27 protein-coding genes are annotated in these 26,126 nt (G+C 63.8%); 15 read left to right on the top strand and 12 right to left on the bottom strand.

Features of this window, described 5'->3' with window-relative positions:
- The 8 genes from MVC20_RS07210 to MVC20_RS07175 form a co-directional block, all read left to right on the top strand.
- Window positions 1–220 (top strand): hypothetical protein (locus MVC20_RS07210; protein WP_297539851.1); only part of this gene is annotated, 220 nt, incomplete at its 5' end.
- A gap of 4 nt (window positions 221–224) precedes the next feature.
- Window positions 225–845: an FMN-binding negative transcriptional regulator gene (locus MVC20_RS07205; RefSeq protein WP_297539849.1), complete on the top strand. Its 621-nt coding sequence runs from the start codon at window positions 225–227 to the stop codon at window positions 843–845.
- A gap of 60 nt (window positions 846–905) precedes the next feature.
- Window positions 906–1,508, top strand: coding sequence for a glutathione S-transferase (locus tag MVC20_RS07200; protein ID WP_297539847.1), 603 nt, complete (start codon window positions 906–908; stop codon window positions 1,506–1,508).
- Between the two features lie 209 nt (window positions 1,509–1,717).
- Window positions 1,718–2,278, top strand: a complete 561-nt coding sequence (petA, locus tag MVC20_RS07195) for a ubiquinol-cytochrome c reductase iron-sulfur subunit (protein WP_297539846.1) — start codon at window positions 1,718–1,720, stop codon at window positions 2,276–2,278.
- A gap of 12 nt (window positions 2,279–2,290) precedes the next feature.
- On the top strand, window positions 2,291–3,613 hold the full coding sequence (gene petB / locus MVC20_RS07190) for a cytochrome b (protein WP_297539824.1): 1,323 nt from the start codon (window positions 2,291–2,293) through the stop codon (window positions 3,611–3,613).
- Window positions 3,614–3,623: 10 nt separating this feature from the next.
- A complete protein-coding gene (locus MVC20_RS07185; protein ID WP_297539822.1) occupies window positions 3,624–4,475 on the top strand; it encodes a cytochrome c1 in 852 nt (283 codons plus the stop codon).
- A gap of 182 nt (window positions 4,476–4,657) precedes the next feature.
- On the top strand, window positions 4,658–5,698 hold the full coding sequence (locus tag MVC20_RS07180) for a fatty acid desaturase (RefSeq protein WP_297539820.1): 1,041 nt from the start codon (window positions 4,658–4,660) through the stop codon (window positions 5,696–5,698).
- A gap of 42 nt (window positions 5,699–5,740) precedes the next feature.
- Window positions 5,741–6,409, top strand: coding sequence for a cupin domain-containing protein (locus MVC20_RS07175; RefSeq protein WP_297539819.1), 669 nt, complete (start codon window positions 5,741–5,743; stop codon window positions 6,407–6,409).
- 175 nt (window positions 6,410–6,584) lie between these two features.
- Here MVC20_RS07175 and MVC20_RS07170 read toward each other — a convergent pair whose 3' ends face one another.
- On the bottom strand, window positions 6,585–7,724 hold the full coding sequence (locus MVC20_RS07170; RefSeq protein ID WP_297539817.1) for an alkane 1-monooxygenase: 1,140 nt from the start codon (window positions 7,722–7,724) through the stop codon (window positions 6,585–6,587).
- Between the two features lie 41 nt (window positions 7,725–7,765).
- Window positions 7,766–8,827, bottom strand: coding sequence for an A/G-specific adenine glycosylase (mutY, locus tag MVC20_RS07165; protein ID WP_297539815.1), 1,062 nt, complete (start codon window positions 8,825–8,827; stop codon window positions 7,766–7,768).
- Window positions 8,828–8,909: 82 nt separating this feature from the next.
- Between mutY and MVC20_RS07160 the strand changes: the two genes are divergently transcribed.
- The 3 genes from MVC20_RS07160 (at window position 8,910) to MVC20_RS07150 (ending at window position 11,517) form a co-directional block, all read left to right on the top strand.
- On the top strand, window positions 8,910–9,419 hold the full coding sequence (locus MVC20_RS07160) for a DciA family protein (RefSeq protein ID WP_297539813.1): 510 nt from the start codon (window positions 8,910–8,912) through the stop codon (window positions 9,417–9,419).
- 27 nt (window positions 9,420–9,446) lie between these two features.
- Window positions 9,447–10,055, top strand: coding sequence for a DsbA family protein (locus MVC20_RS07155; RefSeq protein ID WP_297539811.1), 609 nt, complete (start codon window positions 9,447–9,449; stop codon window positions 10,053–10,055).
- A 112-nt stretch (window positions 10,056–10,167) separates the two neighbouring features.
- Complete coding sequence (locus MVC20_RS07150) at window positions 10,168–11,517, top strand: aminotransferase class III-fold pyridoxal phosphate-dependent enzyme (protein ID WP_297539809.1); 1,350 nt, start codon at window positions 10,168–10,170, stop codon at window positions 11,515–11,517.
- 63 nt (window positions 11,518–11,580) lie between these two features.
- Here MVC20_RS07150 and MVC20_RS07145 read toward each other — a convergent pair whose 3' ends face one another.
- From MVC20_RS07145 to MVC20_RS07135, 3 genes are all read right to left on the bottom strand, one after another.
- The gene (locus tag MVC20_RS07145; protein WP_297539807.1) at window positions 11,581–11,865 is read right to left on the bottom strand and encodes a hypothetical protein; all 285 of its coding nucleotides are present in this window, start codon (window positions 11,863–11,865) and stop codon (window positions 11,581–11,583) included.
- 135 nt (window positions 11,866–12,000) lie between these two features.
- Complete coding sequence (locus tag MVC20_RS07140) at window positions 12,001–13,536, bottom strand: alanine/glycine:cation symporter family protein (RefSeq protein ID WP_297539805.1); 1,536 nt, start codon at window positions 13,534–13,536, stop codon at window positions 12,001–12,003.
- A 27-nt stretch (window positions 13,537–13,563) separates the two neighbouring features.
- Window positions 13,564–13,998, bottom strand: a complete 435-nt coding sequence (locus MVC20_RS07135; RefSeq protein WP_297539803.1) for a universal stress protein — start codon at window positions 13,996–13,998, stop codon at window positions 13,564–13,566.
- Window positions 13,999–14,255: 257 nt separating this feature from the next.
- On the opposite strand from MVC20_RS07135, the gene MVC20_RS07130 reads away from it, so the two are divergent.
- Genes MVC20_RS07130 through MVC20_RS07115 form a run of 4 tightly spaced genes read left to right on the top strand, consistent with a single transcriptional unit; the run spans window position 14,256 to window position 17,627 of the window.
- Entirely contained in the window at window positions 14,256–14,702 is a 447-nt protein-coding gene (locus MVC20_RS07130; protein ID WP_297539801.1) for a TIGR01244 family sulfur transferase, read from the top strand.
- Window positions 14,699–15,418 (top strand): 2-dehydro-3-deoxygalactonokinase, encoded by a 720-nt coding sequence (locus tag MVC20_RS07125; protein WP_297539799.1) that lies wholly within the window; start codon window positions 14,699–14,701, stop codon window positions 15,416–15,418. The genes MVC20_RS07130 and MVC20_RS07125 overlap by 4 nt, the downstream gene beginning before the upstream one ends.
- Complete coding sequence (locus MVC20_RS07120; protein WP_297539797.1) at window positions 15,415–16,635, top strand: glycosyltransferase N-terminal domain-containing protein; 1,221 nt, start codon at window positions 15,415–15,417, stop codon at window positions 16,633–16,635. Before MVC20_RS07125 ends, MVC20_RS07120 begins: the two co-directional genes overlap by 4 nt.
- Window positions 16,632–17,627, top strand: coding sequence for a tetraacyldisaccharide 4'-kinase (locus MVC20_RS07115; protein ID WP_297539795.1), 996 nt, complete (start codon window positions 16,632–16,634; stop codon window positions 17,625–17,627). The genes MVC20_RS07120 and MVC20_RS07115 overlap by 4 nt, the downstream gene beginning before the upstream one ends.
- Here the strand turns inward: MVC20_RS07115 and MVC20_RS07110 are convergent.
- The 7 genes from MVC20_RS07110 to MVC20_RS07080 form a co-directional block, all read right to left on the bottom strand.
- A complete protein-coding gene (locus MVC20_RS07110; RefSeq protein ID WP_297539793.1) occupies window positions 17,620–18,933 on the bottom strand; it encodes a pitrilysin family protein in 1,314 nt (437 codons plus the stop codon). The genes MVC20_RS07115 and MVC20_RS07110 overlap by 8 nt on opposite strands.
- Entirely contained in the window at window positions 18,930–20,270 is a 1,341-nt protein-coding gene (locus tag MVC20_RS07105) for a pitrilysin family protein (RefSeq protein ID WP_297539791.1), read from the bottom strand. The genes MVC20_RS07110 and MVC20_RS07105 overlap by 4 nt, the downstream gene beginning before the upstream one ends.
- 74 nt (window positions 20,271–20,344) lie before the next feature.
- The gene (locus MVC20_RS07100; RefSeq protein ID WP_297539789.1) at window positions 20,345–20,860 is read right to left on the bottom strand and encodes a DUF3035 domain-containing protein; all 516 of its coding nucleotides are present in this window, start codon (window positions 20,858–20,860) and stop codon (window positions 20,345–20,347) included.
- 51 nt (window positions 20,861–20,911) lie between these two features.
- Window positions 20,912–21,382, bottom strand: coding sequence for a signal peptidase II (gene lspA, locus MVC20_RS07095; RefSeq protein ID WP_297539787.1), 471 nt, complete (start codon window positions 21,380–21,382; stop codon window positions 20,912–20,914).
- A gap of 7 nt (window positions 21,383–21,389) precedes the next feature.
- A complete protein-coding gene (gene purH / locus MVC20_RS07090; protein WP_297539785.1) occupies window positions 21,390–22,979 on the bottom strand; it encodes a bifunctional phosphoribosylaminoimidazolecarboxamide formyltransferase/IMP cyclohydrolase in 1,590 nt (529 codons plus the stop codon).
- A gap of 24 nt (window positions 22,980–23,003) precedes the next feature.
- A complete protein-coding gene (locus MVC20_RS07085; protein WP_297539783.1) occupies window positions 23,004–24,758 on the bottom strand; it encodes a heparinase II/III family protein in 1,755 nt (584 codons plus the stop codon).
- A gap of 95 nt (window positions 24,759–24,853) precedes the next feature.
- Window positions 24,854–26,122, bottom strand: coding sequence for an RsmB/NOP family class I SAM-dependent RNA methyltransferase (locus MVC20_RS07080; protein WP_297539781.1), 1,269 nt, complete (start codon window positions 26,120–26,122; stop codon window positions 24,854–24,856).
- Between the last annotated feature and the right edge of the window lie 4 nt (window positions 26,123–26,126).

Below are 26,126 nucleotides of genomic sequence, written 5' to 3'. Positions count from 1 at the left end.
CCGTCTGATCCGCCCTGTTCCAGCTGCTTGTGCGACCAAAGACGCCGGTTGGGGCGAAAAATGCTTGTCCAGCAGGCAAAATCAGGCGATCTTGACGTCAGAAGGCAGGCCACTTGGGGAATGTCGGCTGATGCTCTGCGGGCAGCCCTATGGCGAGGAGCGGCTGTTGCGGGTGGCAAAGGCGGTCGAGGATGTTCTCTGCCCCCGACGCGGGGAATAGGGCGATGCATCCCAATCCCGCCTTTCGTCAGGCCACGGCGGCGTGCAATCTGGAATTTGCGCGCGCACGCGGCTTCGGGATCCTGGCCGTTTGCAGCCCCGAGGGGCCATTGATGAGCCATATTCCGTTTCTCTTGAATGCGGATGGGACGCAGGCCGAGTTTCATCTGGTACGTTCCAATCCGATTGCGCGGCTCTTGACCGGGCCGCTCAAGGCGCGGTTGGCGATCGAGGGGCCGCATTCCTATGTTTCGCCCGATTGGTATGGGGTCGAGGATCAGGTGCCGACGTGGAACTATGTCGCCGTGCATCTGGTGGGAGAGGTCATGGTGCAGCCGCAAGAGGGGATGCGCGACCTTCTGGACCGGCAATCGGCGGAGTTCGAGGCGCGGCTTGCGCCCAAGCCGGAATGGCGGGTCGAAAAGATGACGCCCGAGGTGCTGGACCGAATGATGCGGCAGATCGTGCCCTGTGCGATGCGGGTGGACGAAATCGCGGGCACGTGGAAACTGGGGCAGAACAAGCCCGAGGAGGTGCGTCTGCGTGCCGCCGATCATCTGGGCCCGGCCGGGCAGGGGCAAGAGACCGACCTCTTGGCGGAATGGATGCGCACGCCGCCCGGCTGAGCGGCTTTACAGCGCCGGGGGCTGGGCCTAGGGTCACGCCAAAACCTCAAGGAGCGCGTCATGAAACTCATTTCCTCGCCTTTGTCCCCCTTTGTGCGCAAGGTGCGTGTGCTCTTGCTGGAAAGCGGTCTGGCGGATCAGGTCGAGGTGGTCGACGTGACCACCACGCCGCTTGAGACCGATCCGCAGGCGGCGGCGGCCAATCCGCTGGGCAAGATTCCCGCGCTGGTGCGGCTCGACGGTCCGGCGATCCACGACAGCCGGGTGATCACCCGCTATCTGGATCAGCAGGCGGGCGGGCGGTTTTATCCCGAAGCGCGGCTCTGGGAGGTGCTGACGCTGGAGGCGATTGCCGAAGGGATCATGGAGGCGGCGCTGGCGATGACCTATGAAGCACGGTTCCGGCCCGAGGACATGCGCTATGCCCCGTGGGTCGAGGGGCAGTGGGCCAAGGCGGCGCGCGCGCTGGATGCCGTTGAGGCGCGCTGGATGAGCCATCTCGCCGGGCCTCTCGACATGAGCCATATCGCGTTGGGCTGTGCGCTGGGCTATCTCGATTTCCGCCATGACGCGCGCGCCTGGCGGGTGGGGCATCCTGCGCTGGAGGCCTGGTATGCCAGGATGAGCGCACGCGAGAGCATGGTGAAAACTGCCCCCGCGTAAGCGTGGTCGGCGTGAGAGGGCCGCGCCCGGCTTGCCGAACAGGACCCGTGAAGCGCGACAGATGCGCGCTCTGTTGAAATCTAGGGGCAATGCAGGCTGGACGGCCCCCCAAAGCCTCGCTAAATAGCCGCACATGCTGGCCATGGGAATCCTGTGGCCTGAAATCGTATGAGGCCGATTGCGGCTCTGATATATAGGGAGTAATTCTCGTGTCCCACGCAGAAGATCACGAAGGCACCCGGAGGGATTTCCTCTATTATGCGACCGCTGGCGCGGGTGCCGTGACCGCAGGCGCAGCCATCTGGCCGCTGATCAACCAGATGAACCCCTCGGCGGATGTGCAGGCGCTGTCCTCGATCCGTGTGGATGTGTCGGGCGTCGAACCGGGCACGCAGATCAGCGTCAAGTTCCTGGGCAAGCCGGTGTTTATCCGCCGCCGCACGGAAAAAGAGATCGAAGCCGCCCGCGCCGTCGATCTGGCCGAACTGCCGGACCAGAATGCACAGAACCGCAACAACATGGCGCTTGATGCGTCCGACCAGAACCGCACGCTGGATGAGGCGGGCGAGTGGCTGGTGATGATCGGCGTCTGCACCCATCTGGGTTGCGTGCCCATCGGCGACGGTTCGGGCGATTTCGGCGGCTGGTTCTGCCCCTGCCACGGCTCGCATTACGACACGGCTGGCCGGATTCGCAAAGGACCGGCGCCTCAGAACCTGTGGATTCCCGTCGCTGAATTCATCGACGAAACCACGATCCAACTGGGATAAGGAAACGCGCAAATGTCCGGAATTCCGCACGATCACTACGAGCCCAAGACGGGCGGCGAGAAATGGCTTCATTCGCGCCTGCCCATCGTTGGGTTGCTCTATGACACCATCATGATCCCCACGCCCAAGAACCTGAACTGGATGTGGATCTGGGGGATCGTTCTGACCTTCTGTCTGGTGCTGCAGATCGTCACTGGCATCATCCTGGTGATGCATTACACGCCGCATGTCGATCTGGCCTTTGCCAGCGTCGAACATATCATGCGCAACGTGAACGGTGGCCATTTCATCCGCTACCTGCATATGAACGGCGCATCGCTGTTCTTCGTCGCCGTTTACCTGCATATTTTCCGTGGTCTCTACTATGGGTCCTACAAGGCCCCGCGTGAGATCACGTGGATCATCGGCATGCTCATCTACCTGATGATGATGGGCACGGCGTTCATGGGCTATGTGCTGCCTTGGGGTCAGATGTCGTTCTGGGGGGCTACGGTGATCACCGGTCTCTTTGGCGCGATCCCGTTCATCGGCGAGTCGATCCAGACCTGGCTCTTGGGTGGGCCGGCGGTGGATAATGCCACGCTGAACCGCTTCTTCTCGTTGCACTACCTCTTGCCCTTCGTGATCGCCGCTCTGGTGGCGCTGCACATCTGGGCGTTCCACACCACGGGCAACAACAACCCGACCGGCGTGGACGTGCGCCGCACCTCCAAGGAAGAGGCGCAGAAGGATACCGTTCCGTTCTGGCCCTATTTCGTGATCAAGGACCTCTTTGCCCTGGCCGTGATCATGGTGGTGTTCTTTGCCATCGTGGGTTTCATGCCCAACTACCTTGGCCACCCCGACAACTACATCGAAGCGAACGCGCTGGTCACGCCCGCGCATATCGTGCCGGAATGGTACTTCCTGCCGTTCTACGCGATCCTGCGCGCCTTTACCGCCGATGTCTGGGTCGTGATGTTCGCCAACTGGATCACCGGTGGTATCGTGGATGCCAAGTTCTTTGGTGTCTTGGCGATGTTCGGGGCCATCGCGGTGATGGCGCTGGCACCCTGGCTTGATACCTCTTCGGTGCGTTCGGGCCGCTATCGCCCGATGTTCAAGTGGTGGTTCTGGCTGTTGGCGATCGACTTTGTCGTCCTGATGTGGGTGGGGGCGATGCCCGCAGAGCCGCCCTATTCGACGATTTCGCTGATCGCGTCGGCCTACTGGTTCGCCTACTTCCTGGTGATCCTGCCGCTCTTGGGCGTGATCGAGAAACCCGAGGCCCAGCCTGCCACCATCGAAGAAGACTTCGATGCGCATTATGGCAAGGCCCACACGCCCGCCGAATAAGAAAGGACGGATGACAATGTTCAAGACAACAGGCATTGCGGCCCTTGTGGCCCTGTCCCTCTCGACCGGTGGCGCATTGGCCGCCGGGGGCGAGGGGCATATCGAGGACGTCGCCTTTTCCTTTGAAGGTCCGTTCGGCAAGTTCGACCAGAACCAGCTTCAGCGCGGTCTGAAAATCTATACGCAGGTCTGCGCGGCCTGCCATGGTTTGAAGTATGTGCCGCTGCGCACCCTCGGCGACGAGGGTGGGCCGCATCTGCCCCAGGATCAGGTCTTTGCCTATTCCGAGCAGTTCGAAGTGTTCGATCCGGAGCTTGACGATTTCCGGACGGCCACACCGACCGACCATTTCCCGGCTGTGACCTCGGCCGGGGCGCCGGACCTGAGCCTGATGGCCAAGAAGCGCGCTGGCTTTCATGGCCCCTATGGGACCGGTCTGAGCCAACTCTTCAACGGCATGGGTGGGGCGGAATACATCTATTCGCTGATGACCGGCTATCACGAAGCGCCGGAATGTGCGCCCGAGGATTTCCCCGGTAGCTATAATGCGGCCTTTACCGCCGGTGGTTATCCCGAGCAGTGCAAGGACGAGCATGGGCATCACACCGTTCCCGGTAGCTGGATCGGCATGGGTCAGCCGCTCTGGGGTGACGATGTCGAGTTCGACGACGGTACCGAGGCCACGCTGGAACAGCAGGCCGAAGACGTCGCGGCCTTCCTGATGTGGACGGCGGAGCCCAAGATGATGGCGCGCAAGCATGCGGGCCTGACGGGCGTGATCTTCCTCACCATCCTGTCGGTGCTGCTCTATCTGACCAACAAGCGGATCTGGGCCCCGGTCAAGGGCAAGAAGACGAGCTGATCGAGTCGCGACTCGAGGTACAAGAAAGCCCCGCAAGCCCGTCTTGCGGGGCTTTTGCGTGACGTCGGGTCAGAATTATCTCTGGACGTGATCAAATAGCGCAGGGCGCAAGGTGACGCAGCGTTTGCAAACGCCTTCCAATCCTCTATGAGATCGTCATCGCCACCAAAAAATACAGGCACATGCTCGACCAATCTCACCCCGTTTTGCCGCAACTCGAAACACGCACTGGCAGGGAATGGGCCCAAATCCTTGCAAGATACCGCGAGCCGAATTTCCCCCGCGCCACCTATGAATTGCTGGTCACGCTTGTGCCGTTTCTTGGTCTTTGGGGGCTGGCGTGGTGGGCACTATCGCTGAGCCCTTTTCTGAGTGTCGTGCTCGCGCTTTGTGCCGCGCCGTTCCTGTTGCGCCTCTTTGCGATCCAGCATGATTGCGGCCATGGCGCGTTTTTCAAGAGCCGGACGTTGAACGACTGGCTGGGGCGCGCGCTTGGGGTGCTGACGCTGACGCCCTATGACGTCTGGCGACATGCCCATTCGATCCATCACAGTTCGGCGGGCAATCTGGGGCGGCGGGGCATTGGTGACATCGACACGCTGACCGTGGCGGAATACGCGGCGCGCACGCCATTCCAGCGGCTGAAATACCGGGTCTATCGCAACCCGCTGGTGCTGTTCGGGTTGGGACCGTCTTATATCTTCCTGCTGGAGAACCGCCTGCCGCTCGGGTTCATGGGCAAGGGGCGGTATTGGGTCAGCGCGATGGCGACCAATGCTGTTCTGGCGGCGGTGCTGGGCCTGGTGGCGTGGTTTGGCGGGGCGATGCCGATCCTGTTGATCTTTTTGCCCTCGACCGTTCTGGCGGCGACGGCTGGGGTGTGGCTATTCTATGTGCAGCATCAGTTCGAGACGACCCATTGGGAGGCCGAGGAAAATTGGCAATTGCATGATGCCGCCCTTGAGGGCAGTTCGCATTATGTGCTGCCCGGCTGGCTGCAATGGCTGAGTGCAAATATCGGGATTCACCATGTCCATCACGTCAACAGCCGTATCCCGTTCTACCGTCTGCCCGAAGCATTGCGGGATCATGCGCAGCTGGCCCAGATCAACCGGATGACCATTCGCGAGAGCCTTGCCAATGCGCGGCTGCATCTTTGGGACGAAAAGGCACGTCGGTTACTGTCTTTTGCCGAAGCACGGGCGGTGATCGAGACGGCTTGAATTTGTCGGTCCCTTGCCTAGCTACCCCTCAGGAGGACCGCCATGCGCATCAATGCAGATTTTTCCCAACGTGTCGTGATCCGGCCCGAGGATTACACTTGGGTGCAATCCCCCGCGACAGGGGTCGAGCGGATGATGCTGGACCGGATCGGGGATGAGGTGGCGCGTGCAACCACCATCGTGCGGTTCGCGCCGGATTCGTATTTCGACGCCCATACCCATGATGGCGGCGAGGAATATCTCGTGCTGGAGGGGGTCTTTTCCGACGAGAGCGGCGATTATCCGGCGGGATCCTATGTGCGCAATCCCATTGGCACACGTCACAAGCCGCATACCAAGGACGGTTGCACGATCCTTGTGAAGCTCTATCAGTTCGATCCATCGGATACCGTGCAGTTCAACGTCGACACGAAGAATTCCGAGTTTCGCCCCGGTCTGGTCGAGGGGCTGAGCGTGCTGCCGCTGCATACGGCTGTGAATGAGAATGTGGCGCTGGTGCGTTGGGCGCCCGGCACGCGGTTCACACCGCATCGGCATTGGGGCGGCGAAGAGATATTCGTGATCGAAGGCACCTTTGCCGATGAGCACGGCAGCTACCCGGCGGGGACCTGGCTGCGCAGCCCGCATCTGTCAGAGCACAAGCCCTATTCCGACGAAGGCTGCCTCATCTATGTGAAGACGGGGCATCTGCTCGATCAGATTGCGGCGTGATATTCTATTCTAGGGCGTGTTGCGCCCCATCGAATCCACACCCGTCCTGGGCTTGACCCGGGATCTCGCCAAGTCAGCGTAGAGTCCCCGGCGCGGGAGGCGGGGCGATGTGACCCCGATGAGACGCGATCCGCTCTGGCCTTTTTCCCGCCCCCGCGCGCCGCTTCGCATAGCCTTAGCGCGGCATCGGATTGCTCGCGCGGTTGTAGGGGCGCCAATGGGTGATCTCGGGATAGTACATCTCGCGCCAGCGGCGCACGCGGGGGTTCATCACCCGCCGCCAAACGGGCGGGACCATGGCAGCCAAGGTCATCACCGGATAGCCATAGGGCAGTTGCGGGGCGTCCGCCTCGGTGTAGTTCTGCAAGAGCGGAAAGCGGCGGTCGGGTTTGTAGTGATGATCCGAATGGCGTTGCAGATTGATCAAGAGCCAGTTCGACGCCTTGTGCGCCGCGTTCCAGCTATGGCGCGGCTGGACATGCTCGTATTTGCCGTCGCCCAGATGTTTGCGCGTCAGGCCGTAATGTTCGATGTAATTCACCAGCTCCAATTGCCAGATCGCGACAAAGGCCTGCCAGACAAAGAGGGCAAGGCCGATCCAGCCGCCGATCAGCCCGGCCAGCAGGACCATGAACCCTTGCAGCGCCCAGTATTTGAAAAACGGGTTCTTGAGGTCATGCCACGGCAGGTTGCGGCGGGCCAGCATGTCGGCCTCTGCCTTGAATGCCGAGTGCCAGCTTTGCCGGAGCACGCGCGGGAAAAAGCGGTGGAACCCCTCGTTATAGCGCGCCGTGACCGGATCGCGGGGGGTGCCAATATAGCGGTGATGCACCAGCAGATGTTCAGAGCGGAAATGCGAATAGAGCACCATCGCCAACAGAATGTCGCCCATGAACCGCTCGCCCCGGTTCTTTTGATGCATGAGTTCGTGGCTGTAATTGATCCCGACCGTGCCGGTGATCACCCCCACGCCAAAGAAAAGCAGGATGGTTTCCAGAGGGCTGAGATGGGCGTCACCGGGGCCGGTGACATACCAGATCAGCCAATAGAGCAGCCCGAATTGCAAAGGCGCCCAGATCAGGGTGATGGCGCGATACCAGGTGAGTTGATCGTCGCGCGTCTCAAGATCGGCATTCTCGGTATAAAGCCCGAGAAAGGCGTCGAGGATCGAGAAGAAATACCACGTGGTGAGCGGCAGGAGCAGGACGGTCCAGCCGCCGTTGAGCGCCCCCAGAACCCCCACAGGCAGGAGAAGCAGAGACATCCAGAAGGGCAAAGCGCGGTGCAGTTGGGCAACCTGTGCGGCGGGGATCATGGGGGTGTCCTGTGCAGTTAACACTTACATATCACGGCATATCACGCGGGAGAGTTTAGCGCAGCCCGCGCAAGGTCAAAGACCTTTCGCATGACGGTAGGCAATTCCGCGGGACGAAACGTTGCGTCAGGCAGGAACTGGCCACGCTCTGGTGTCGCATCCTCTGGCAGAAGCGCCACGTGGACGCGGAGGCGGAGGTGGAAATGGGTGAAGGTGTGGCGCGCCTCGGCCTCCAGCTCCTGCCAGTGGGCGGCGATGGGCGGGGCGGGGGATGGGGTATCGCCCCAATCGCTGCCGGGCCAGCCCAGCATCCCGCCCAAGAGGCCGCTGTCGGGGCGGCGCTCCAAGAGCCATGCGCCATCGGCGCGACGGGCAACATAGGCGTGACCATGGCGGAGCGGTTTGGCGGTCTTGGGCAGTTTCCGGGGCAGATCCGCAGCGGTGCCTGCGGCATGGGCGGCACAAGGCGTGCGCCAGGGACAGAGAGCGCAGGCAGGGGATTTGGGCGTGCAGATGGTGGCGCCAAGATCCATCACCGCCTGGGCGTAATCGCCGGGGCGCGAGCGGGGCGTGAGGCGGGCAGCGGCCTCGGTCAGTTCGCGCTTGGCGGTGGGCAGGGGGGTGTGGATGTCATGGAGCCGCGCCATCACCCGTTCGACATTGCCGTCCACCACCACATGCGGCTGATCATAGGCAATGGCGGCAATGGCGGCGGCGGTATAGGGCCCGATGCCGGGTAGCGCGCGCAGGCCGTCGAGCGTGTCGGGAAAGTGCCCGTTGTGATCGCGCACGACCGCGCGGGCGCATTTCAGGAGATTGCGGGCACGGGCGTAGTAGCCCAAGCCCGCCCATTCGCCCATCACGGCAGAATCTTCTGCCGCCGCCAGATCGGCAACGGTGGGCCAGAGCGTTGTGAAGCGCAGGAAATAGGATTTGACCGCCGCGACGGTTGTCTGTTGCAGCATCACTTCGCTGAGCCAGACGCGGTAGGGATCGGGGTGCGCGCCGCCTGCTCGGGCGGCGGGGCTGATCCGCCATGGCAGGTCGCGGGCATGGGTATCATACCACGCGAGAAGGCTCTCAGCCTCGGCGAAATAACGCATAGTTTATCCCTCTGCCTCGCAATCTGCTCTGGTATCCCCTGTCACATGCCATAGATTAGCGCCAATGAGGAGAGCGCCAACCATGACCAGCCGCAAGGCCGCGACATACGGGTTCAAACGCACCTCGGCGTTGCTGCAGACCAGCATCCGCCGCGCCTCGGAGAGCCGTGGCTTCGCGCAATCGCGGCTCTTGACCCATTGGGCCGAAGTGGTGGGCGAGGACATCGCGGCCATTGCCCGCCCGGTCGAGGTCTCTTATGCGCGGCAGGGGATGGGGGCAACGCTCACGCTGCTCACGACCGGCGCGCAGGCCCCGATGCTGGAGATGCAAAAGGAAAAGCTGCGCGAGCGGGTCAATGCCGTTTACGGCTACAACGCCATTACGCGTATTCGGATCACCCAGACTGCCCCCGTAGGCTTTGCCGAGGGGCAGGTGGATTTCTCACATCGGCCCAAGGTGGCGCCGGCGCCCGCCGTGCCGCCCGAGACACTCGAGGCCGCCACGAGCCTTGCCGCGCCTGTCACAGACGACGGGTTGCGGGCCGCGCTGGAAAGGCTGGCGCGCAACGTGTTAACCAAGTCGCAACACTGACCGACCCATCAGACCAAGGATAAAGACATGAAACACATGATCGCAACCGGGGCGCTTGCCCTTGCCATGCTCACAGGCCCCGCCGTGGCGCAAGAGGCCGCCCCCGATACGTCGCAGATCGTCGAAATGACGATGGGGCCAGAGGATGCCAAGGTCACGATCATCGAATATGCGTCCTTTACCTGTCCGCATTGCGCGAATTTCCACAAAGGGCCGCTCAAGCAATTGAAGGCCGATTACATCGACACGGACAAGGTGCATTTCGTCTATCGCGATGTCTATTTTGACCGGTTCGGCCTGTGGGCGTCGATGGTGGCGCGCTGTGGCGGGGGCGAGAAGTTCTTTGGCATCTCGGATATGCTCTATGAGCAGCAGCGCGAATGGACCCAAGGCGAGCCTGCCGCGATTGCCGACAACCTGCGCCGCATCGGCAAGGTTGCAGGGCTTGAGCCGGACGCGGTCGAGGCCTGCCTGAACGACACCGACACTGCAAAGGCGCTGGTGGCCTGGTATCAGGAAAATGCCGAGACGCATGGGGTCGAGTCGACGCCGACCCTGGTGATCAACGAGCAGAAATATTCCAACATGGCCTATGACGATCTCAAGGCCATCATCGAGGAAAAGCTGGCGGAGTGATCCGCCACGCGGGACGGGCCGGGATTGGTGTTCCGGCCCCTTAATCCCTCTGGACAGTCTCTCGCGGCGGTGGCAGAATTTGATCAAATTCCCACCAATGCCGGAGACCCCCATGAAAGACGACAATTTCCTGCGTGAGATGAACGCGCGCCATCTGTGGCACCCGATGGGGCATCCCGGCGAGCAGCAGGCCAACGCGCCCAAGATCATCAAAAGCGCCGCAGGAGTGCGGATCACCGATATTGACGGGCATGATCCGGTGGATGCCGTCGGGGGCCTGTGGTGCGTGAACCTTGGCTATTCCAATGACGTGGTGAAGCAGGCGATTTCCGATCAGCTCTGGCAATTGCCCTATTATTCGGCCTTTGCCGGCTCGACCAACCCGGCGGCGATCGAGGCGTCCTATGCGGTGCAGGAATTCTTTGCCGAGGATGGGATGACGCGCGTCTTCTTCACCTCTGGCGGATCGGACAGCGTTGATACGGCGCTGCGCATGGCGCGGCAATATCACCGCCTGCGCGGCGAGCCCACGCGCACCAAGTTTCTGAGCCTCAAGAAAGGCTATCACGGCACGCATTGGGGGGGGGCCTCGGTCAATGGCAACAACCGGTTCCGCATCAATTACGAGCCGCTCTTGCCGGGCTGCTATCACCTGCCCAGCCCCTATACCTATCGCAATCCCTTTGACGAGACCGATGGCGCCAAGTTGGCGCAGAAGATTGCCGCCGCCATGGTGGACGAGATCGAGTTTCAGGATGCCTCGACCATTGCCGCCTTTATCATGGAGCCCATTCAAGGTGCCGGCGGCGTGATCGTGCCGGATGCCTCCTTCATGCGGCTCATGCGCGAGGTGTGCGACCGCTACGGCATCCTGATGATTTCGGATGAGGTGATCACCGGGTTCGGGCGCACCGGCGACTGGACCGGCGCGCGGCACTGGGGCGTCAAGCCCGACATGATGACCATCGCCAAGGGCATCACCAGTGGCTATTTCCCGGTGGGGGGCGTGGTTCTGGGTGACAAGGTGGCCGATGTCTTTGAAAAGGCGGGGCCAGAGGGCAGCATCTGGACCGGATACACCTATTCGGCGCATCCCGTGGGCGCGGCGGCTGTGGTGGCGTGCCTGTCGGAAACGCTGCGGCTGGATACCAAGAGCAATGCCGCCGTGCGCGGCACGCAGCTCTATGAAGGGGTCAAGAAGCTGGCCGAAAAATATGACATCATCGGCGATGTGCGCGGCGGTCACGGTCTGATGATGGGGATCGAGCTTGTCAGCGACCGTGCGAAGAAGACGCCCATGGATGCCGCGACCATGAAGCGGGTGCATCAGGCGACGTATGAGGCGGGCGCGATGGTGCGACTGGGGGCGCATAACATCCTGATGTCGCCGCCCTTGGTGATTTCCGAGGCTGAGGTCGACGTGATCCTGTCGTCGCTCGATGCCGGGTTCGCGGCGGCCTGAGCCACACCAAGCTGAGCCACACCAAGCGCCCTAAGCGGCGCTTGGTTCTTTTACGATCATGGCTTAGCTGAACCGGCTCCATGCCGATTTCATCGCCTTGGACATGTTGTCCCAAGCCGCGTCCGCGCCGGTCTTGAAATCTCGCCACGCTTCAGCGCTGGCGGATCTGATCTTTTCGTGCTCTGCCTCCAGCTCGTCGCGTCTTTCGCGCAGGTTCTTGATCTGCTCCTCGTACTTGATCTGCATATCGGCAGAGGCCTCGCGCGATTTCGCCTGAAGCTTGTCGATCTCGGCTTTCCATTGGTCGAGTTGGGCCTGAAGCTTTGCCTGATAAGTTTCTTTATCCATAATTATTCCTCCGTATGGAAAATTTGATGGCACATCGTCATGCCGTGATCCCTACGAGCTATGTATGATTTCTCAGAAACCAAAGGGGCCAGCGGATGTCCGCTGGCCCCCGTGAATTTCCGATTGGGCGAAAAGTTACTCGAACTTCTTGATTTCGCCGGACTTCAGGCGGCTGAGATAGCCGTTCAACTCTCGTTTGACGATGGGCATCAGGATGTAGAGACCGATGATGTTGACCACCGCCATGGCGAAGATCGCCGCATCCGAGAAGTCGATCACCGGGCCAAGGTTGGCGGCCGCGCCGATCACCACGAAGATGCAGAAGATCACCTTGAACACCAGTTCCTTGGTCTCGCCTTCGCCGAAGAGGTAGGTCCAGGCCTTGAGGCCGTAATAGGACCAGCTGATCATGGTGGAGAAGGCGAAGAGGATCACCGCGACGGCCAGCACATAGGGGAACCAGCTAATCGCGCTGCCAAAGGCCGCCGAGGTGAGGCCCACGCCCGAGGTGCCGCCGACAGTCTGGATCGCGGTGCCCGCCTCGTTGAGGAGGTAATTGCCATCGGGCCCTGCCACAAGCTGTCCGGTGATGATGATCACCAATGCGGTCATGGTGCAGATCACAACGGTGTCGATGAAGGGTTCGAGCAGCGAAACGAAGCCTTCGGTGATCGGTTCCTTGGTGCGCACCGCCGAATGGGCGATAGCGGCAGACCCGACGCCTGCCTCGTTGGAAAAGGCCGCGCGTTTGAAGCCTTGGATAAGCGCGCCGACCATGCCGCCCGCGACGCCAAGCCCGGTAAAGGCCCCCTCGAAGATCTGGCCAAAGGCCCAGCCAATCTGATCGGCGTTCATGAGGATGATGATGAGGGCCGTGCCGACATAGAGGATGCCCATGAAGGGCACGACTTTCTCGGTCACGCGGGCGATGGATTTGAGACCGCCCACGATCACCGCAAAGACCACACCGGCAAAAATCACCCCGGTGATCCAGCCCGGGAATTCGCCGACGATGCCGGCAATCTGCTGATGTGCCTGATTGGCCTGAAACATGTTGCCGCCGCCAAGCGCGCCGAGGATACAGAAGATCGAGAAGAGCACGGCGAGGATCTTGCCGCCCGGCACACCGCGTTCGGCAAAGCCCTTGGTCAGGTAATACATCGGGCCGCCCGAAACGCGCCCGTCGGGGTATTCGTTGCGGTATTTCACGCCCAAGGTGCATTCGGTGAATTTCGATGCCATGCCCATGAGGCCCGCAAGGATCATCCAGAAGGTCGCGCCGGGGCCACCGATGCTGACCGCGACGGCGACACCCGCGATATTGCCGAGGCCCACGGTGCCCGAAAGGGCAGTGGCGAGCGCCTGAAAATGGCTGACCTCACCGGCATCGTTCGGGTCGGAATAGTCGCCTTTGACGAGGGCAATGGCATGGCCCACGGCGCGGAACTGGACAAAGCCGAAATAGAGCGTGAACACGGTGGCACCGATCACGAGCCACGCCACGATCCACGGAAAGGACGTGCCCGGAAAGTTGGAAAAGATCAGATTGACGAACCAGCCGGTCGAGCTTGAGAAAATCTGGTTCACCTTTTCGTCGATGGATTGTGCATGGGCGGGCATGGCGAGCAAGGCCGCCCCTGCCGCCGCCGCAGGAAATGCGAGTCGTTTCATATGTATCATCCCTGTTGTTTCTTGCTGTTATGGAACAATGGTGCAGGGCACCGGGGCCGTCTGCACGAGCGCACCCGCGACCGAACCGAACACCCGCGCGCCGATTGCCGATTGCCCGTCACGGCCGATGACGATCTGGACGGCGTTCACCTCTTTGGCGATGCGGCAGAGCAGATCGGCGGTATTGCCATAGCGGATCACGGTTTCCACCGGCATGCCGCTGTCCTGCAACTCGGTGACCACGGTCGAGGTGATCGCCTTTTCCGCGCGCTCCATCTCTTCGCGGCGGCGCTTGTGGCGTTCTTCCAACTCGCTGGCCGTCAGAAAGGAATAGGGCGACCATTCCAGCACATGCGCGAGCACGATGGTGCCGCCTTGAGCGCGTGCGCGATCGACCGCGAACTCCAGGGCGCGCCGCGATGACACGCTGCCGTCGTAGCCGACGACGAATTTTCCAGACATGACAGGATCTCCCTCGCTGTTGTTGTGGTCCGGGCATCCCGACGGCACCCGGTAGTCTACTCTACCAGAGGTTACGTCTGCGGTTTTCCCGGATTTCCCGGATTTGCAGGCCGAATGCCGTAAATTTCGGCAAAAATCGGGATGTGCTGCAAGATTCTTCGTATTTGGCGCCGAGGCGCGCGCGTGACGTATCGCCGCGCGCCGCTCTGTCACTGTCGCGTCTGTGCCATTGAATCCGGGCGGGGATTTGCGCATAGATGGGCCAAACCCTGCTGGAGAGCCTCATGGACCTGCGCCCGATTACCCAAGACTTCACCGTTTCCCCGCAGATCGAGGTAGAGGATGTGGCCGCCATTGCCGGTGCCGGATACCGCTCGATCCTGTGCAATCGCCCGGACGGCGAGGATTACGGGCAACCGGCCTATGATGCCGTTGCAGCGGCAGCAGAGGCGGCGGGCCTTGCGGTGCGGTGGGTGCCCATCGTGTCGGGGCAAATGACACAGGCGGCGCTGGACGACTTTCGCGCGGCGCTCGACGAGATGCCCAAGCCCATCCTTGCCTATTGCCGCACCGGCACGCGCTGTACGATGCTGTGGAGCATGACGCGGTTTGGCGATCTGGGCGGGGATGAAATCCTGCGCGCCACCGCCGAGGCGGGCTATGACATGTCCGGTCTCGTGGCGCAGCTTGAACGCCGGCAATGATCGACTGGGCCGTTATTGGCCATGACGGAGAGAGGGCGCGCGCCTTTGTGATGCAAGGTGCGCGGATCGTCCGGCAGGCAGAGGGCCGGGATGAGGCGGACGCGCGGGCGAGCGTCACACCGCTGCCGCACAGGATTTTCCGGATCGGGGAAGGGCAGGGCGATCACCTGCCCGCACAGATCACGCCGCAGGCTGCACGGGGGCTGGCACCGCTTGTGCAGGACGCACCGCCGGATGTGATCGACGCCTGGGTGCGGCTGTTGCTGATCGGTCTCTTGCGGGGGCGGGCGCAGTGGGACGGGGTGGCCTGGGTGGTCGGGCGCGACCTGAGCCATTGGGTGCATCTGAGCGCCGGTGAGGCCGTGAGTTGCCAAAGCTTCATGACGCCACGGTTGGTGCGGCTCCTGGGGGGTACGGCAGAGCCATGTGATGTGGCCTTGGCCGATACGCTGAGCCGCCCGGAGCGTCTGGCGGCGTATCTGCGCGGGGCCGAGGTGCGCGGGGATCGTGCCGCCATCACCGGGCATCTTCTGGCGGCGGAACTGGCCGCCGCGCGCCCCTACTGGCTGGGGCAGAGTGTGATGCTGATCGGGTCGGGCGATGAGGCCGAGAGCTATGCGGCGGCCTTGCGCGGGCATGGTGTGCCGGTTGAGGTGACTGCGCCCGAGAGCCTGACCGCGCCTGCCCTTGCGGCACTGGCGGAGAGACTGGCATGAGCCGGTCGCTCAGCCTCTCGGCCTATCTGGCCTATGCGCGCCGCGCCGGACGTGCAGGGCCTGCGCCGGATCGGGCGCGCCCGCCGGGGCCGCTCATCTGGGCGCATGCGGTCGATGCGGCGCGGGCCGATACGCTGGTGCATCTGGCCGAGCGTTTGGCGGCGCAGCGGCGGGGTCTGCATCTCTTGCTGACCACGGCGGCCACGACACCCGCGCGCACCGACACGGCGCCATCCGTCATCTGGCAGACGATTCCCGAGGATAACCTGCCCGCAGCAGAGGCATTTCTGGGCCATTGGCGGCCTGATATCTGCCTATGGACCGGTGGCGATCTGCGCCCTGCGTTGTTGATTTGTGCGGCGCGGATGAACATTCCGCTCTATCTCGTCGATGCCGATGAGGAGAACCTGGATCGGGCAAGCTGGCGCTGGTTTCCCGATATGCCGCGTGCAGTCTTGGGGCTGTTTACGGAAATCCTGACCCGAACCGAAGCGGCGGCCCGGCTGGTCCGCAGGTTTGGGGCACCCGAGCGGATCGTGACCGTTACGGGCGCGTTTCAGGAAGGGGCGATGACGCTGCCATTCAGGGCCGCCGAGCGCGAAGAGATGGCAGGCCTCTTGCGCAGCCGTCCGATCTGGCTTGCGTCGCGTATCCACCGCGACGAGCTGGCCACGGTGCTGGAGACGCACCGAGAGGTGAGCCGTCTGGCGCATCGTAGCGTTCTGATCGTTGTGCCGGACGATCTGGAGGATTGCGCCGAGATGCGCGCCATGTTGGACACGCAGGGCTGGCGGGTCGCGGTCTGGTCCGAAGGCGAAATGCCAAGCGAGACAACGCAGGTGATTCTGGCGGATACGCGGGGCGAGATGGGCCTGTGGTATCGCCTGGCCCCGGTGACATTCATGGGTTCGTCGCTGGTCTCGGGCCAGCATGGGCGCGATCCCAACGAGCCTGCCGCGCATGGATCGGCGATCCTCTATGGCCCGAATGTGGGCCGCTACCTCAACCGGTATTCGCGCTATGCCGAGGCGGGGGCAGCGCGGATCGTGCGCGACAGCGCGACGCTCACGGCGGCGGTGCAGCGATTGATTGCGCCGGATCAGGCGGCGGTGATGGCCCATGCGGCCTGGGATGTGGCCTCGCGCGGGGCGGCGGTGACGGACCGGATTCAGGATATGCTGCTGGATCGGCTGGACCGGCTGGACGCCGCGCGATGAGCTTGCCCGCGCATTGGTTCACGCCACCGGACCGGCCCGGCCTGCGCGCGCGGTTGTTGACGCCTTGGGCGCACTGGCGGGCGCGCGGCGGGCGTGTGGGGGGCGAGGGCTGGCGCGCGCCGGTGCCGGTGATCTCGGTCGATGCATTGGCGGCGGGGGGTGTCGGCCCTCTGCCTGCGGTACTGGCGATTGTGGGGCATGTGCAGGGGCTGGACCTTCAGCCGGTCATTCTTGCGCGTGGAGGAAGCGGACCGCTCCGGATAGAGCCGCGCCGCCATGGGGCGGCAGAGGTTGGGGCGGCTGCGCTGCTTGCTGCGGATTTCGCGCCGACATGGGTTGCGCCCGACTGGGCATCGGGCGCGCGCGCGGCCTTGGCGGAAGGCGGGGCCGATTGTCTCGTGATGATGGGCGGGTTGCGCGATCCGGCGCTGGTCAAGGATGTATCCATTGGCGTGGTCGATGCGGTGCGCGGGTTTGGCAACGGACGCTGTCGCCCGGCGGGGCCGCTTGCGGAACCACTGGTGATGGCGTTGGCGCGGGTTGATCTGCTGATCCCGATCGGGCCGCGTTCCGCCCAAGAGCGATTTGCAGAGCTTTGGCGTGCGCGGCTCGACATGCCAAGGATGCCGGGCGATCTGCAACCGCTGCCCACCGGCATGGAGTGGGCGGGGGCGCGGCTCTTGGCCTTTGCGGGGGGAGAAGATCCAGAGCTTTTCTTTGCCACCCTGCGCGGTCTTGGAGCAGAGCCTGTGCGCTGCGAGGCTCTGGCGACAGAGGAGGCCTATGGTGCGGGTCTGCTCGCGCGGCTGGAGCGCGAGGCCTACCTGCGGGCGGCGCAACTGGTCACGACGGAAGAGGATGCCGTGCGTTTGCCAGAGGCGTTTCGGCGTAAGGTCTTAAGCCTGCCGATGCGGCTGAATCTGCCGGACAAGGCCCCCCTGGATGCGGCCCTGACGCGGGTGGGATTGCGTCAGGGCGGCGGGGTCAGTTGAGCGTGCTGTCCAGCCCTTCGGGTTGACCCACCACCACAAAGGTGAGCGCCTCGGGATCAAGGAGGTCGCGCGCGACGCGGTTGATGTCCTCGAGCGTGACGGCATTCACTTTGTCATTGCGGGTGGTGATGTAATCGGTGGGAAGCCCCTCCATCTGCATGCCGACGGCGATGTCGGCGATGGGGCCGTTCCCCTCGAATTGCAGGGGATAGGCGCCGGTCAGATAGGTCTTGGCGTTTTCCAGTTCCTCCGGGGTGACACCGTCGGTGTGCATCCGCGCCCATTCCGCGCGAATGACGCTGATCGCCTCGGCGACACGGTCATTGGCAGAGGCGACGGACCCCATCCAAAGCTGGGCCGCGTCCTTGTCGGCAAGGTAGGAATAGACACCATAGGTCAGCCCACGCTTCTCGCGCACCTCGGTCATCAGGCGGCTTTCAAAGCCGCCACCGCCGAGGATATGATTGAGGATATAGGCGGCGAAGAAATCGGGATGATCGCGGTCAATGCCGGGTTGGGCAAAGGCCACGATGGATTGCGGGGTGGCGAAATCCGTGACCTTGACGCCGCCGGGCAGGTTGGGATCAGCCGCGCCCGGCAGGGGGGCGCCGGTTTCGGGCAGGCCGCCAAGAAGCCTGTCGAGCAGAGCGGCAAGCTCTGCCTCGGTGATGTCGCCCACGGCGGAGATATAGATCCGATCCCGCGCAAGCGCGCCCTGATGCGCGGCCACGATATCGTCGCGGGTGAGGGCTGTCACAGTCTCAGCCGTGCCATCAAGCGATGATCCATAGGGATGATCGCCGAATACGAGGCCGTCAAACGCCTTTGCCACGATATCGCGCGGGTCAGTTTGGGCGGAGTTGATAATCGAGAGTATTTGCGCGCGCACACGCTCGATGGCGTCCGGGTCAAAGCGCGGTTCCACGAGGCTTGCGCGCAAGAGATCAATCGCCTGATCGCGGTTCTCGGTGAGGAAGCGGGCAGAGACGCTGACCCGGTCATCATTGACCGAATAGTTGAAATCGGCGGCAAGGGATTCGGAGGCGCGGGCAAAACCCTGCGCGTCCATCTCGGCGGCACCTTCTTCGAGCAGTCCGACCATGAGATTGGTCACACCGCGCTTGCCCTCGGGGTCAAGAGAGCCACCGCCGCGAAAGCGCAGTTCGAGCGCCACGAAGGGGATCGAGTGATCCTCGACCAGCCAGGCATCGAGCCCGCCGGGCGTGGTGATTTCCCGCACCTCGATTTCGGCGCGCGCGGGCAGCGCGGCCAATAGCAGGATGAAACTCAGAACGAAACGGATCATTGCGTGACCTCCGGTGCCATAAGCCAGCCTGTGACGGATTGGGTGTGGTCCAGCACATCGCGCGCGGCCTGCATGATCTCTTCGGCGGTGGTGTCCTGGATGAGAGTGGGCCATGCCTGCACATCGGCCACGGTCAGGCCTTGGGTCAGAGCCTGACCATAACGATGGGCCAAGCCGCCGGCATCGTCACGGGCATAGGTTTCCGAGGCGCGGAATTGCATCTTGATACGCTCAAGCTGGTCGGCATCCACGCCGGTTTCGAGAAAGGTGATCAGCGCCTCGTCCATCGCGGCTTCGGCCTGTTCCAGTGTGACACCGGGGGCGGGCACGACAAAGAGGTCAAAGGTGGTGTCATCGAGCGACAGGCCCGAATAAGACGCGCCGACCTGCACCGCTGTCTGGGTCTGGAACTGAAGTTTTTCGGCCAGAAGCGAGGTTTGACCGCCGCCCAGAATATCGGCGAGCAGGGTCAGTGCCGCGGCTTTTTCCTGTGCGCCGCTGTCGCGCTCGGGTGCCAGATAGGAGCGGGTGACATAGGGTTGCGATACGCGCGCGTCGCGCATAGTGATCCGGCGTTCCGCCAGTTGCGGTGGCTCTTGCGGGCGGACGCGTTCGGGCAGGTCGGGATTGGCGGCGATGGGGCCGTAGTGGGTTTCGGCCAGGGTGCGCACAATCTCGGGGGTGACATCGCCCGCGACGATCAGGATGGCGTTGTTGGGCGCATAGAAGGTCCGATAGTAATCGAGTGCCGCGTCGAGATCGAGCGCCTCCATCTCGTGTCGCCAGCCGATGATCGGCACGCCGTAGCGGTGATTGAGATATTGCATCGCGTTCTTTTGTTCACGGAACAGCGCGCCGGGGCTGTTTTCGACCCGTTGATTGCGCTCTTCGATGATCACGTCGCGCTCGGTCATGATATCGGCTTCGTCCAGTTGCAGATTGGTCATGCGGTCCGATTCCATCCGCATGATGAGGTCGAGACGGTCGGCCGCGATACGCTGGAAATAGGCGGTGTAATCGTAGCTGGTAAAGGCGTTGTCCGAGCCGCCGTTGCGCGCCACGGTGGCGGAAAATTCGCCCGGTTCCATGGTCTTGGTGCCCTTGAACAGCAGATGCTCGAGGAAATGGGCAACACCCGACACGCCCGGTGTCTCGTCGGCGGACCCGGCGCGATACCAGAGCATCTGCGTGACCACGGGCGCGCGATGATCCTCGATCACAACCACATCAAGCCCGTTGTCGAGCGTGAAATGCGTCACCTGATCGGCGGTCGAGGCCGATGTCGGTGCCGCAAGCGGCAGAAGGGCCAGCGTCAGCCCGGCGAGGAAATGTCGCATATACGGTCTCCGGTCTAAGTCGCGTTTGATCTGCTAGATACGCCTTGGCCGCGCCGTTTCAAGCGGGGTCACGTTCACTTTGGCGGGGGCGGACTTGCCGGTGTGACCACGCCACGATTGCGCAGGTAGCGTTCTTCGGCATAGGCATCCAGCCACTCGCGGCGGTAGGCCTGCACGTAATCGTCGCCGGGCAGGAAGCGCAGCACATCGACGCGGCCATGGGCCTGACGCAGCGCCTTGTCCTCGGCAGAGAGGGTCTGGCGAATGGCCGGGGTGGTGGCCCCGAAACGGTTGGCGTGATTGACAAGCGCGCCATTGCTCGCGACCCCGCCTGCCGGATTGCCGCCAAGGGCGGCCACGCCATCGGCGAGGGGGTTCTGATCGGTGAGGTTGCTGCCGCCGGGGTTCGGCGCGGGCAGGCTGCCCAGATCCTCGGGCGTTTGCAGGGGCTTGCCGGGGATGATGGAAAATTCGTCCGGGCCGTTTCCGGTATGGCGGATACGGCTCAGCGTGACGTCATCGCGCCCGCCGCACCCGGCCACGAGCGTGGCCACAAGAAAGGTCAGAACTGTCTTTCGCGGCATCGTCATCGCCACTCTCCTGCAAGGTCATGGGAGCTTTATCGCATTCAAGGCGCAAGGTCACGAGGGCTTTTTGCCCGAAGGCAGCAGAACCATGCCAAAGGCACCGGCAAACACGGCGATATCGGCCACGTTGAACGCATAGGGGTTGGAAATGCCGCAACAGGACATGTTGAGGAAATCCGCCACCGCCCCATAGATCAGCCTGTCGATCACATTGCCGAGAGCGCCGCCCACCAGCAGCCCTGCGGCGAACCGGTGCCAGCGGCCCAAGGGTTCGCTATGCACCCACCACAGGACCGCGCCCGAGATGACCAGCGCCACGGCAATCAGCACCCACCGGGTGAGCGGATCATCGCCCGCCAGAATCCCGAAGTTGATCCCGTAGTTCCACGCCATGCGCAGATTGATGAACGGCGGCCAGAGGTCGATGGACCCGAGGCTGCGCAGGTCCATCATATGCACCACGAGATATTTCGTGGCCTGATCCAGCAGGAAGACCCAGAACGCCGTCCAGAATACGATCCGCATCGGCGCGTCAGTGCCGGAAATGGCGCATGCCGGTGAAGACCATGGCCAACCCCGCCGCATCCGCCGCTGCGATCACCTCGTCATCGCGCATCGAGCCGCCGGGCTGAATGATGGCGGTGGCACCCGCCTCGGCGGCGGTCATCAGCCCATCGGCAAAGGGAAAGAACGCATCCGAAGCCACGACGCTGCCTTGGGTCAGGGGCGCGGCAAGATCGAGGGTTTCGGCCATGTCCACGGCCTTGCGCGCCGCGATGCGGCAGCTATCGACCCGGCTCATCTGGCCTGCGCCCACGCCGACGGTGGCCCCGTCCTTGACGTAGACGATGGCGTTGGATTTGACGTGTTTCGCCACTTTCCACGCAAAGAGCAGATCCTCCAGTTCGCGCGGATCGGGCGCGCGTTTGGTCACAACCTTGAGATCGGCGGCGTTGATACGGCCGTTGTCCTTGTCCTGCACGAGGTAGCCGCCCGAGACCTGCTTGATCATCCGCCCGGCAGTGGCAGGATCGGCCAGCCCATCGGTCAAGAGCAGGCGCAGGTTCTTCTTCTTGGCAAAAATACTCATGGCGCCAGCGTCTGCGCCGGGGGCAATCACCACCTCGGTGAAGATCTCGGCAATCTCTTCGGCGGTGGCAGCGTCGAGCGGCTGGTTGAGCGCGATGATGCCGCCAAAGGCCGAGGTGCGGTCACAGTCGAAGGCGTGTTTGTAGGCCTCGAGCAGCGTCGCGCCGTGCGCCACGCCGCAGGGGTTGGCATGTTTGATGATGGCGCAGGCGGGGCCATCGGCGGGGGCGAATTCGCTGACCAGTTCAAAGGCCGCGTCCGTGTCGTTGATGTTGTTGTAGCTCAGCTCCTTGCCCTGCACTTGGCGGGCCGTGGCCACGCCGGGGCGCTCCGAGCCATCGGTGTAGAAGGCCGCCGCCTGATGCGGGTTTTCGCCGTAACGCAGGGTTTGTGCCAGCGTTCCGGCAAAGGCGCGGCGGCGCGGCGCGGCATCGCCAATGGCCCCCGCGAGCCAAGTGCTGACCGCCGCGTCATAGGCGGCGGTGCGGGCATAGGCGATCTGTGCCAGACGCTGCCGGAAGGCAAGTGTCGTATGGCCGTCATGCGCATCAAGTTCCGCCAGAAGCGGCGCGTAATCGGCCACATCCACCACCACGCTGACAAAGCCGTGGTTCTTGGCCGCCGCGCGGATCATCGCCGGGCCGCCGATGTCGATATTCTCGACGCAGGTTTCGTAATCGCCGCCGCGCGCCACGGTTTCCTCGAACGGGTAGAGGTTGACGACCAGAAGGTCGATGGCACCGATGCCATGCGCCTGCATCGCCGCCTGATGCTCGGGGTTGTCGCGCAGCGCCAGAAGGCCGCCATGCACCATCGGGTGCAGGGTCTTGACGCGTCCGTCCATCATCTCGGGAAAGCCTGTCACCTCGGCCACGTCACGCACCGCGAGCCCCGCGTCGCGCAGCGCCTTGGCGGTGCCTCCGGTGGACAGGAGTTCGACCCCGCGTTCGGCCAATGCGCGACCGAGCTCAAGAAGCCCGGTCTTGTCGGAAACGGAGAGAAGGGCGCGGGTGATGGGCGCTTGATCGGTCATGTCGGGCGGTCCTGCCTTGTCGGTTCAGTCGTCGGCCACGGGATCAAGCGCCTCCTCCTCGACATCGCGGATGCCGACCGGGGTATCTTGCGCCTTGGCCAGTGACCATCTCAGATGGGTCGCATAGTCCATCGCGCGGCCGGATAAAACGATCTGTTTGGTCGCACGCGGTTTGAGCCGCGTTTTTTCAAGATACACACTCGGTTGCAAGGACAAAGCGGCGCGCCCGTCGCTGCGGAAGACCCAAATTTCACCGCTGCGCAGCGCCAGGGACACCGCCGCACCGCCCATATCGACCGATGCGTCGACATCCGGGTGCAGATGAAAGCGGATATCGTAGGTGATGCCCTGCATTCGGCTGTCGTCAAGGGCGCGATCAAAGCGGCGCTTGTCCATCTCTTCGATGGCGAGCAGCATGTCTTCGCCCGCAAGCCCACGGCCGTCCGAGGTCAGATCGAGTTGCCGGACATGGGTCAGGCCATGGCTGCGCAGATAGCCATCGTGCGCGCCCTCGAAACGCAGCCCGTCTGGGGCTTTGCTCAGGTTGACCGGCACAGTGCGCGGGGCCTCGCTCAGCCAGTCGGGATGGCGTTTGTCCGTGCTGAGCCGCGCGCTGGAGCCACTGGCAAGCACAAGTGTCGAATGCGAGGGCGTGGCGCGTCCTGCCCGTCGCCAGTCCGGCCCAAAGCTGTGGCCCGAGCCGCAATTGACGATCAGCGGGCGCCGCCCCGAGGTCAGTTCGAGTGCCAGAGTTGAGGCATGCGCCCCGGCAGAGGCCGGGCCGGTGGGGGGCGGCGCCGCGTCGATGATAAGGCTGGTGCGGCCCGCGCCGAGCCGGGCAAAGCCCATGGCCAAACCGTCCATGCGCCGCGTCTTGACGCCGCTGGTGGCCAATGCGCTGTCGAGCCGCCCTTCCAGCCCGCGCCCGCCGCCGTGAAAGCGCGCGAGACCGCCATCGGCATGGCGCAGGCTGCGCAGGGTGGGGGCAATGCGTTCGATCGCGCGCCAATGCGCCTCGCCGGCCGTTTTGCCGGATTCGCTGAGGGCCATGGCGGCCCAGGTGAGCAGGGTGAAAACCTCGAGCAGTTCTTCGGGATTGCGCGTGGGCACGCCGCCTTGCGCGTCGATCTGGCTGTCACATTCGCGCGCGAGGGCGCTCAGGGCCGGTCCGAGATGGGGGTGCATCCCCTCAAGCGACAGACCGGCATAGATGAGGCCCGTCAGCGCCTCGAACCGGGGCAGACCGGGGCGGGCGGCTTGCCAGCGGCGGGCCAGAAAGGCGGTTTGTTGTGCGAGAGAGCGGTAGAAAGGGGCGGACGCCTGCGAGGGTTGCCCGCTGAGCACGAAGAGCGCCTGACTGATCCAGCGAATCAAGCGGCGGCCAGTCAGGTCCGGGGTCCAGCCCGGTCCGGTGCCGTTGCCATAGCGGTCGATCCAAGCCCAGAGCCAGGCTTGAGCCCTGGTGCGCGCGACGGCATCACCCGCCGCCGCCAGATCGTCAAGCCAGCCGAACCCGTGCAACTGCGCGGCAAAGGCTGCGTCGGGCGGATCAAGATCCCAGATGTTGGTGTCGGGGGCTTCGATCAAATGGCCGGCAAAGACGAAATTCCCGGCGCAGAGCTGTCGGCCACGGGCAAGGTAGCCGATGCTGCGCGGTTCTGGCTGCGACAGAAAGGCGGTGGCGGGGCGGCTGAGCGCGGCGCGGCGCGCCGCCACGCGGTTCAGAAGGCGCGACCAGCGCTCTGGCCAGCGTTCTGGCAAGGGTTCGGATGTGGACATATGCCGTGCCTCTGGACGCTTCTCGCGGCGTTGATGAAGGCACTATAGCGGTGGGGGGTGGTCAAGTCACCGTTTCTTTGACAGGGCTGGTGGCGTTAAAATCGCAGGCAGGCGATGTAGAATCCATCCATTCCGCCCAGGTCTGCCCAGTAATCGGGCCGCAGGCGTAGCCCGCCCTCTTCGGTGATCCAGGCCGGGTCAAGTCCGGGATGCTCGAGGGCGTTGCGGTCGACGCGCAGGCCGGGGTGACGTGCCAGCGCCTCTTCCACCTGGCATTCGCCTTCGTCGGGCAAGAGCGAGCAGGTGCAAAACACGAGCCGCCCGCCGGGTTTCAGCAGGGCCAGCGCATGGTCCAGCATCTCGGACTGCAGCGCGATCAGCGTGCCAAAGTCAGAGCCGTCCTTGGCATGGGGCAGATCGGGGTGACGCCGGATCGTGCCGGTCGCGGAACAGGGTGCGTCAAGCAGAATGGCATCATAGGGACCGCCCTGATGGGTGCGCGCGTCCTCGACCCGGCAGGTGGCGGCAAGGCCGGTGCGCGCGAGGTTCTCGGCCACCCGCGCCATGCGGCGTTCGGAGAGGTCAATCGCCGTGACCTCGGCCCCTGCCGCCGCAAGTTGCAGCGTCTTGCCGCCCGGTGCGGCGCAGAGATCAAGCACCTTTTCGCCGGGTTGCGGGGCCAAGACCTGCACAGGCAGCGCGGCGGCGGCATCCTGCACCCACCACGCGCCCTCGGCATAGCCAAGCAGCGCCGACACCTGCCCCGGATCGGCGCGCCGCAGCGAGCCGGTGGGCAAAAGCGTGGCCCCGAGGGCCTCGGCCCAACCTTCGGGGTCTGATTTCACGGTGATGTCGAGGGCCGCACCAGCGAAATGCGCGCGCTCCATGGCGGTAACGGCCGCCTTGCCCCAGGCCTCGACCAGCGGACCGCGCAGCCAGTCGGGCAAGCCGGGCAGACGCAGGTCATTCCAACTGCGCGGTGCCTCGTCGGCCAGTTTGCGCAGCACCGCGTTGACCAGACCCTTGAGCGAAGCGTGCCGCGCGCTCTGACCCACGATGTCAACGGCGGCATTGACCACACCATGCGACTCGCCGCCCTGCGCCAGTTCGACCGTGGCCAGACGCAGCACGTTGTGGACGGGCAGAGGCGGTGTCTTGCGCAGGTGGCGGGACAAGAGGCGGTCGGCGCGCGCCAGCCCACGCAGCGTCTCAGAGGCCAGCCGTTGCGCGCGCGCGCGGTCGGCGGGGGAGAGCGCATCGAGCGCACCCCCGGCGATGAGATCCGAGAGCAGCCGTCCATCCCCCAGCACGCGGTCGAGCAGATGCGCCGCAGCGGAGCGGGCGGTTGGCTGGTTCTTTTTCATGGGC

It is taken from the genome of Roseovarius sp. (assembly GCF_027019125.1).
Classification (GTDB): domain Bacteria; phylum Pseudomonadota; class Alphaproteobacteria; order Rhodobacterales; family Rhodobacteraceae; genus Roseovarius.
The sequence above is the reverse complement of the archived record's forward strand: the minus strand, read 5'-3'. Positions and strand labels throughout refer to the sequence as shown.

Excerpts from the sequence above, each read along its gene's own strand:
- MVC20_RS07155 (WP_297539811.1), top strand. The coding sequence starts at position 9,447 with ATGAAACACATGATCGCAACCGGGGCGCTTGCCCTTGCCATGCTCACA.
- MVC20_RS07205 (WP_297539849.1), top strand. The coding sequence starts at position 225 with ATGCATCCCAATCCCGCCTTTCGTCAGGCCACGGCGGCGTGCAATCTG.
- MVC20_RS07080 (WP_297539781.1), bottom strand. The coding sequence starts at position 26,122 with ATGAAAAAGAACCAGCCAACCGCCCGCTCCGCTGCGGCGCATCTGCTC.
- MVC20_RS07135 (WP_297539803.1), bottom strand. The coding sequence starts at position 13,998 with ATGTCTGGAAAATTCGTCGTCGGCTACGACGGCAGCGTGTCATCGCGG.
- MVC20_RS07115 (WP_297539795.1), top strand. The coding sequence starts at position 16,632 with ATGAGCTTGCCCGCGCATTGGTTCACGCCACCGGACCGGCCCGGCCTG.
- MVC20_RS07125 (WP_297539799.1), top strand. The coding sequence starts at position 14,699 with ATGATCGACTGGGCCGTTATTGGCCATGACGGAGAGAGGGCGCGCGCC.
- MVC20_RS07110 (WP_297539793.1), bottom strand. The coding sequence starts at position 18,933 with ATGATCCGTTTCGTTCTGAGTTTCATCCTGCTATTGGCCGCGCTGCCC.
- MVC20_RS07200 (WP_297539847.1), top strand. The coding sequence starts at position 906 with ATGAAACTCATTTCCTCGCCTTTGTCCCCCTTTGTGCGCAAGGTGCGT.
- MVC20_RS07100 (WP_297539789.1), bottom strand. The coding sequence starts at position 20,860 with ATGACGATGCCGCGAAAGACAGTTCTGACCTTTCTTGTGGCCACGCTC.
- MVC20_RS07140 (WP_297539805.1), bottom strand. The coding sequence starts at position 13,536 with ATGAAACGACTCGCATTTCCTGCGGCGGCGGCAGGGGCGGCCTTGCTC.
- MVC20_RS07085 (WP_297539783.1), bottom strand. The coding sequence starts at position 24,758 with ATGTCCACATCCGAACCCTTGCCAGAACGCTGGCCAGAGCGCTGGTCG.
- MVC20_RS07170 (WP_297539817.1), bottom strand. The coding sequence starts at position 7,724 with ATGATCCCCGCCGCACAGGTTGCCCAACTGCACCGCGCTTTGCCCTTC.
- MVC20_RS07160 (WP_297539813.1), top strand. The coding sequence starts at position 8,910 with ATGACCAGCCGCAAGGCCGCGACATACGGGTTCAAACGCACCTCGGCG.
- MVC20_RS07185 (WP_297539822.1), top strand. The coding sequence starts at position 3,624 with ATGACAATGTTCAAGACAACAGGCATTGCGGCCCTTGTGGCCCTGTCC.
- MVC20_RS07130 (WP_297539801.1), top strand. The coding sequence starts at position 14,256 with ATGGGCCAAACCCTGCTGGAGAGCCTCATGGACCTGCGCCCGATTACC.
- MVC20_RS07175 (WP_297539819.1), top strand. The coding sequence starts at position 5,741 with ATGCGCATCAATGCAGATTTTTCCCAACGTGTCGTGATCCGGCCCGAG.
- MVC20_RS07105 (WP_297539791.1), bottom strand. The coding sequence starts at position 20,270 with ATGCGACATTTCCTCGCCGGGCTGACGCTGGCCCTTCTGCCGCTTGCG.
- MVC20_RS07180 (WP_297539820.1), top strand. The coding sequence starts at position 4,658 with ATGCTCGACCAATCTCACCCCGTTTTGCCGCAACTCGAAACACGCACT.
- petB (WP_297539824.1), top strand. The coding sequence starts at position 2,291 with ATGTCCGGAATTCCGCACGATCACTACGAGCCCAAGACGGGCGGCGAG.
- mutY (WP_297539815.1), bottom strand. The coding sequence starts at position 8,827 with ATGCGTTATTTCGCCGAGGCTGAGAGCCTTCTCGCGTGGTATGATACC.
- MVC20_RS07145 (WP_297539807.1), bottom strand. The coding sequence starts at position 11,865 with ATGGATAAAGAAACTTATCAGGCAAAGCTTCAGGCCCAACTCGACCAA.
- MVC20_RS07120 (WP_297539797.1), top strand. The coding sequence starts at position 15,415 with ATGAGCCGGTCGCTCAGCCTCTCGGCCTATCTGGCCTATGCGCGCCGC.
- lspA (WP_297539787.1), bottom strand. The coding sequence starts at position 21,382 with ATGCGGATCGTATTCTGGACGGCGTTCTGGGTCTTCCTGCTGGATCAG.
- MVC20_RS07150 (WP_297539809.1), top strand. The coding sequence starts at position 10,168 with ATGAAAGACGACAATTTCCTGCGTGAGATGAACGCGCGCCATCTGTGG.
- purH (WP_297539785.1), bottom strand. The coding sequence starts at position 22,979 with ATGACCGATCAAGCGCCCATCACCCGCGCCCTTCTCTCCGTTTCCGAC.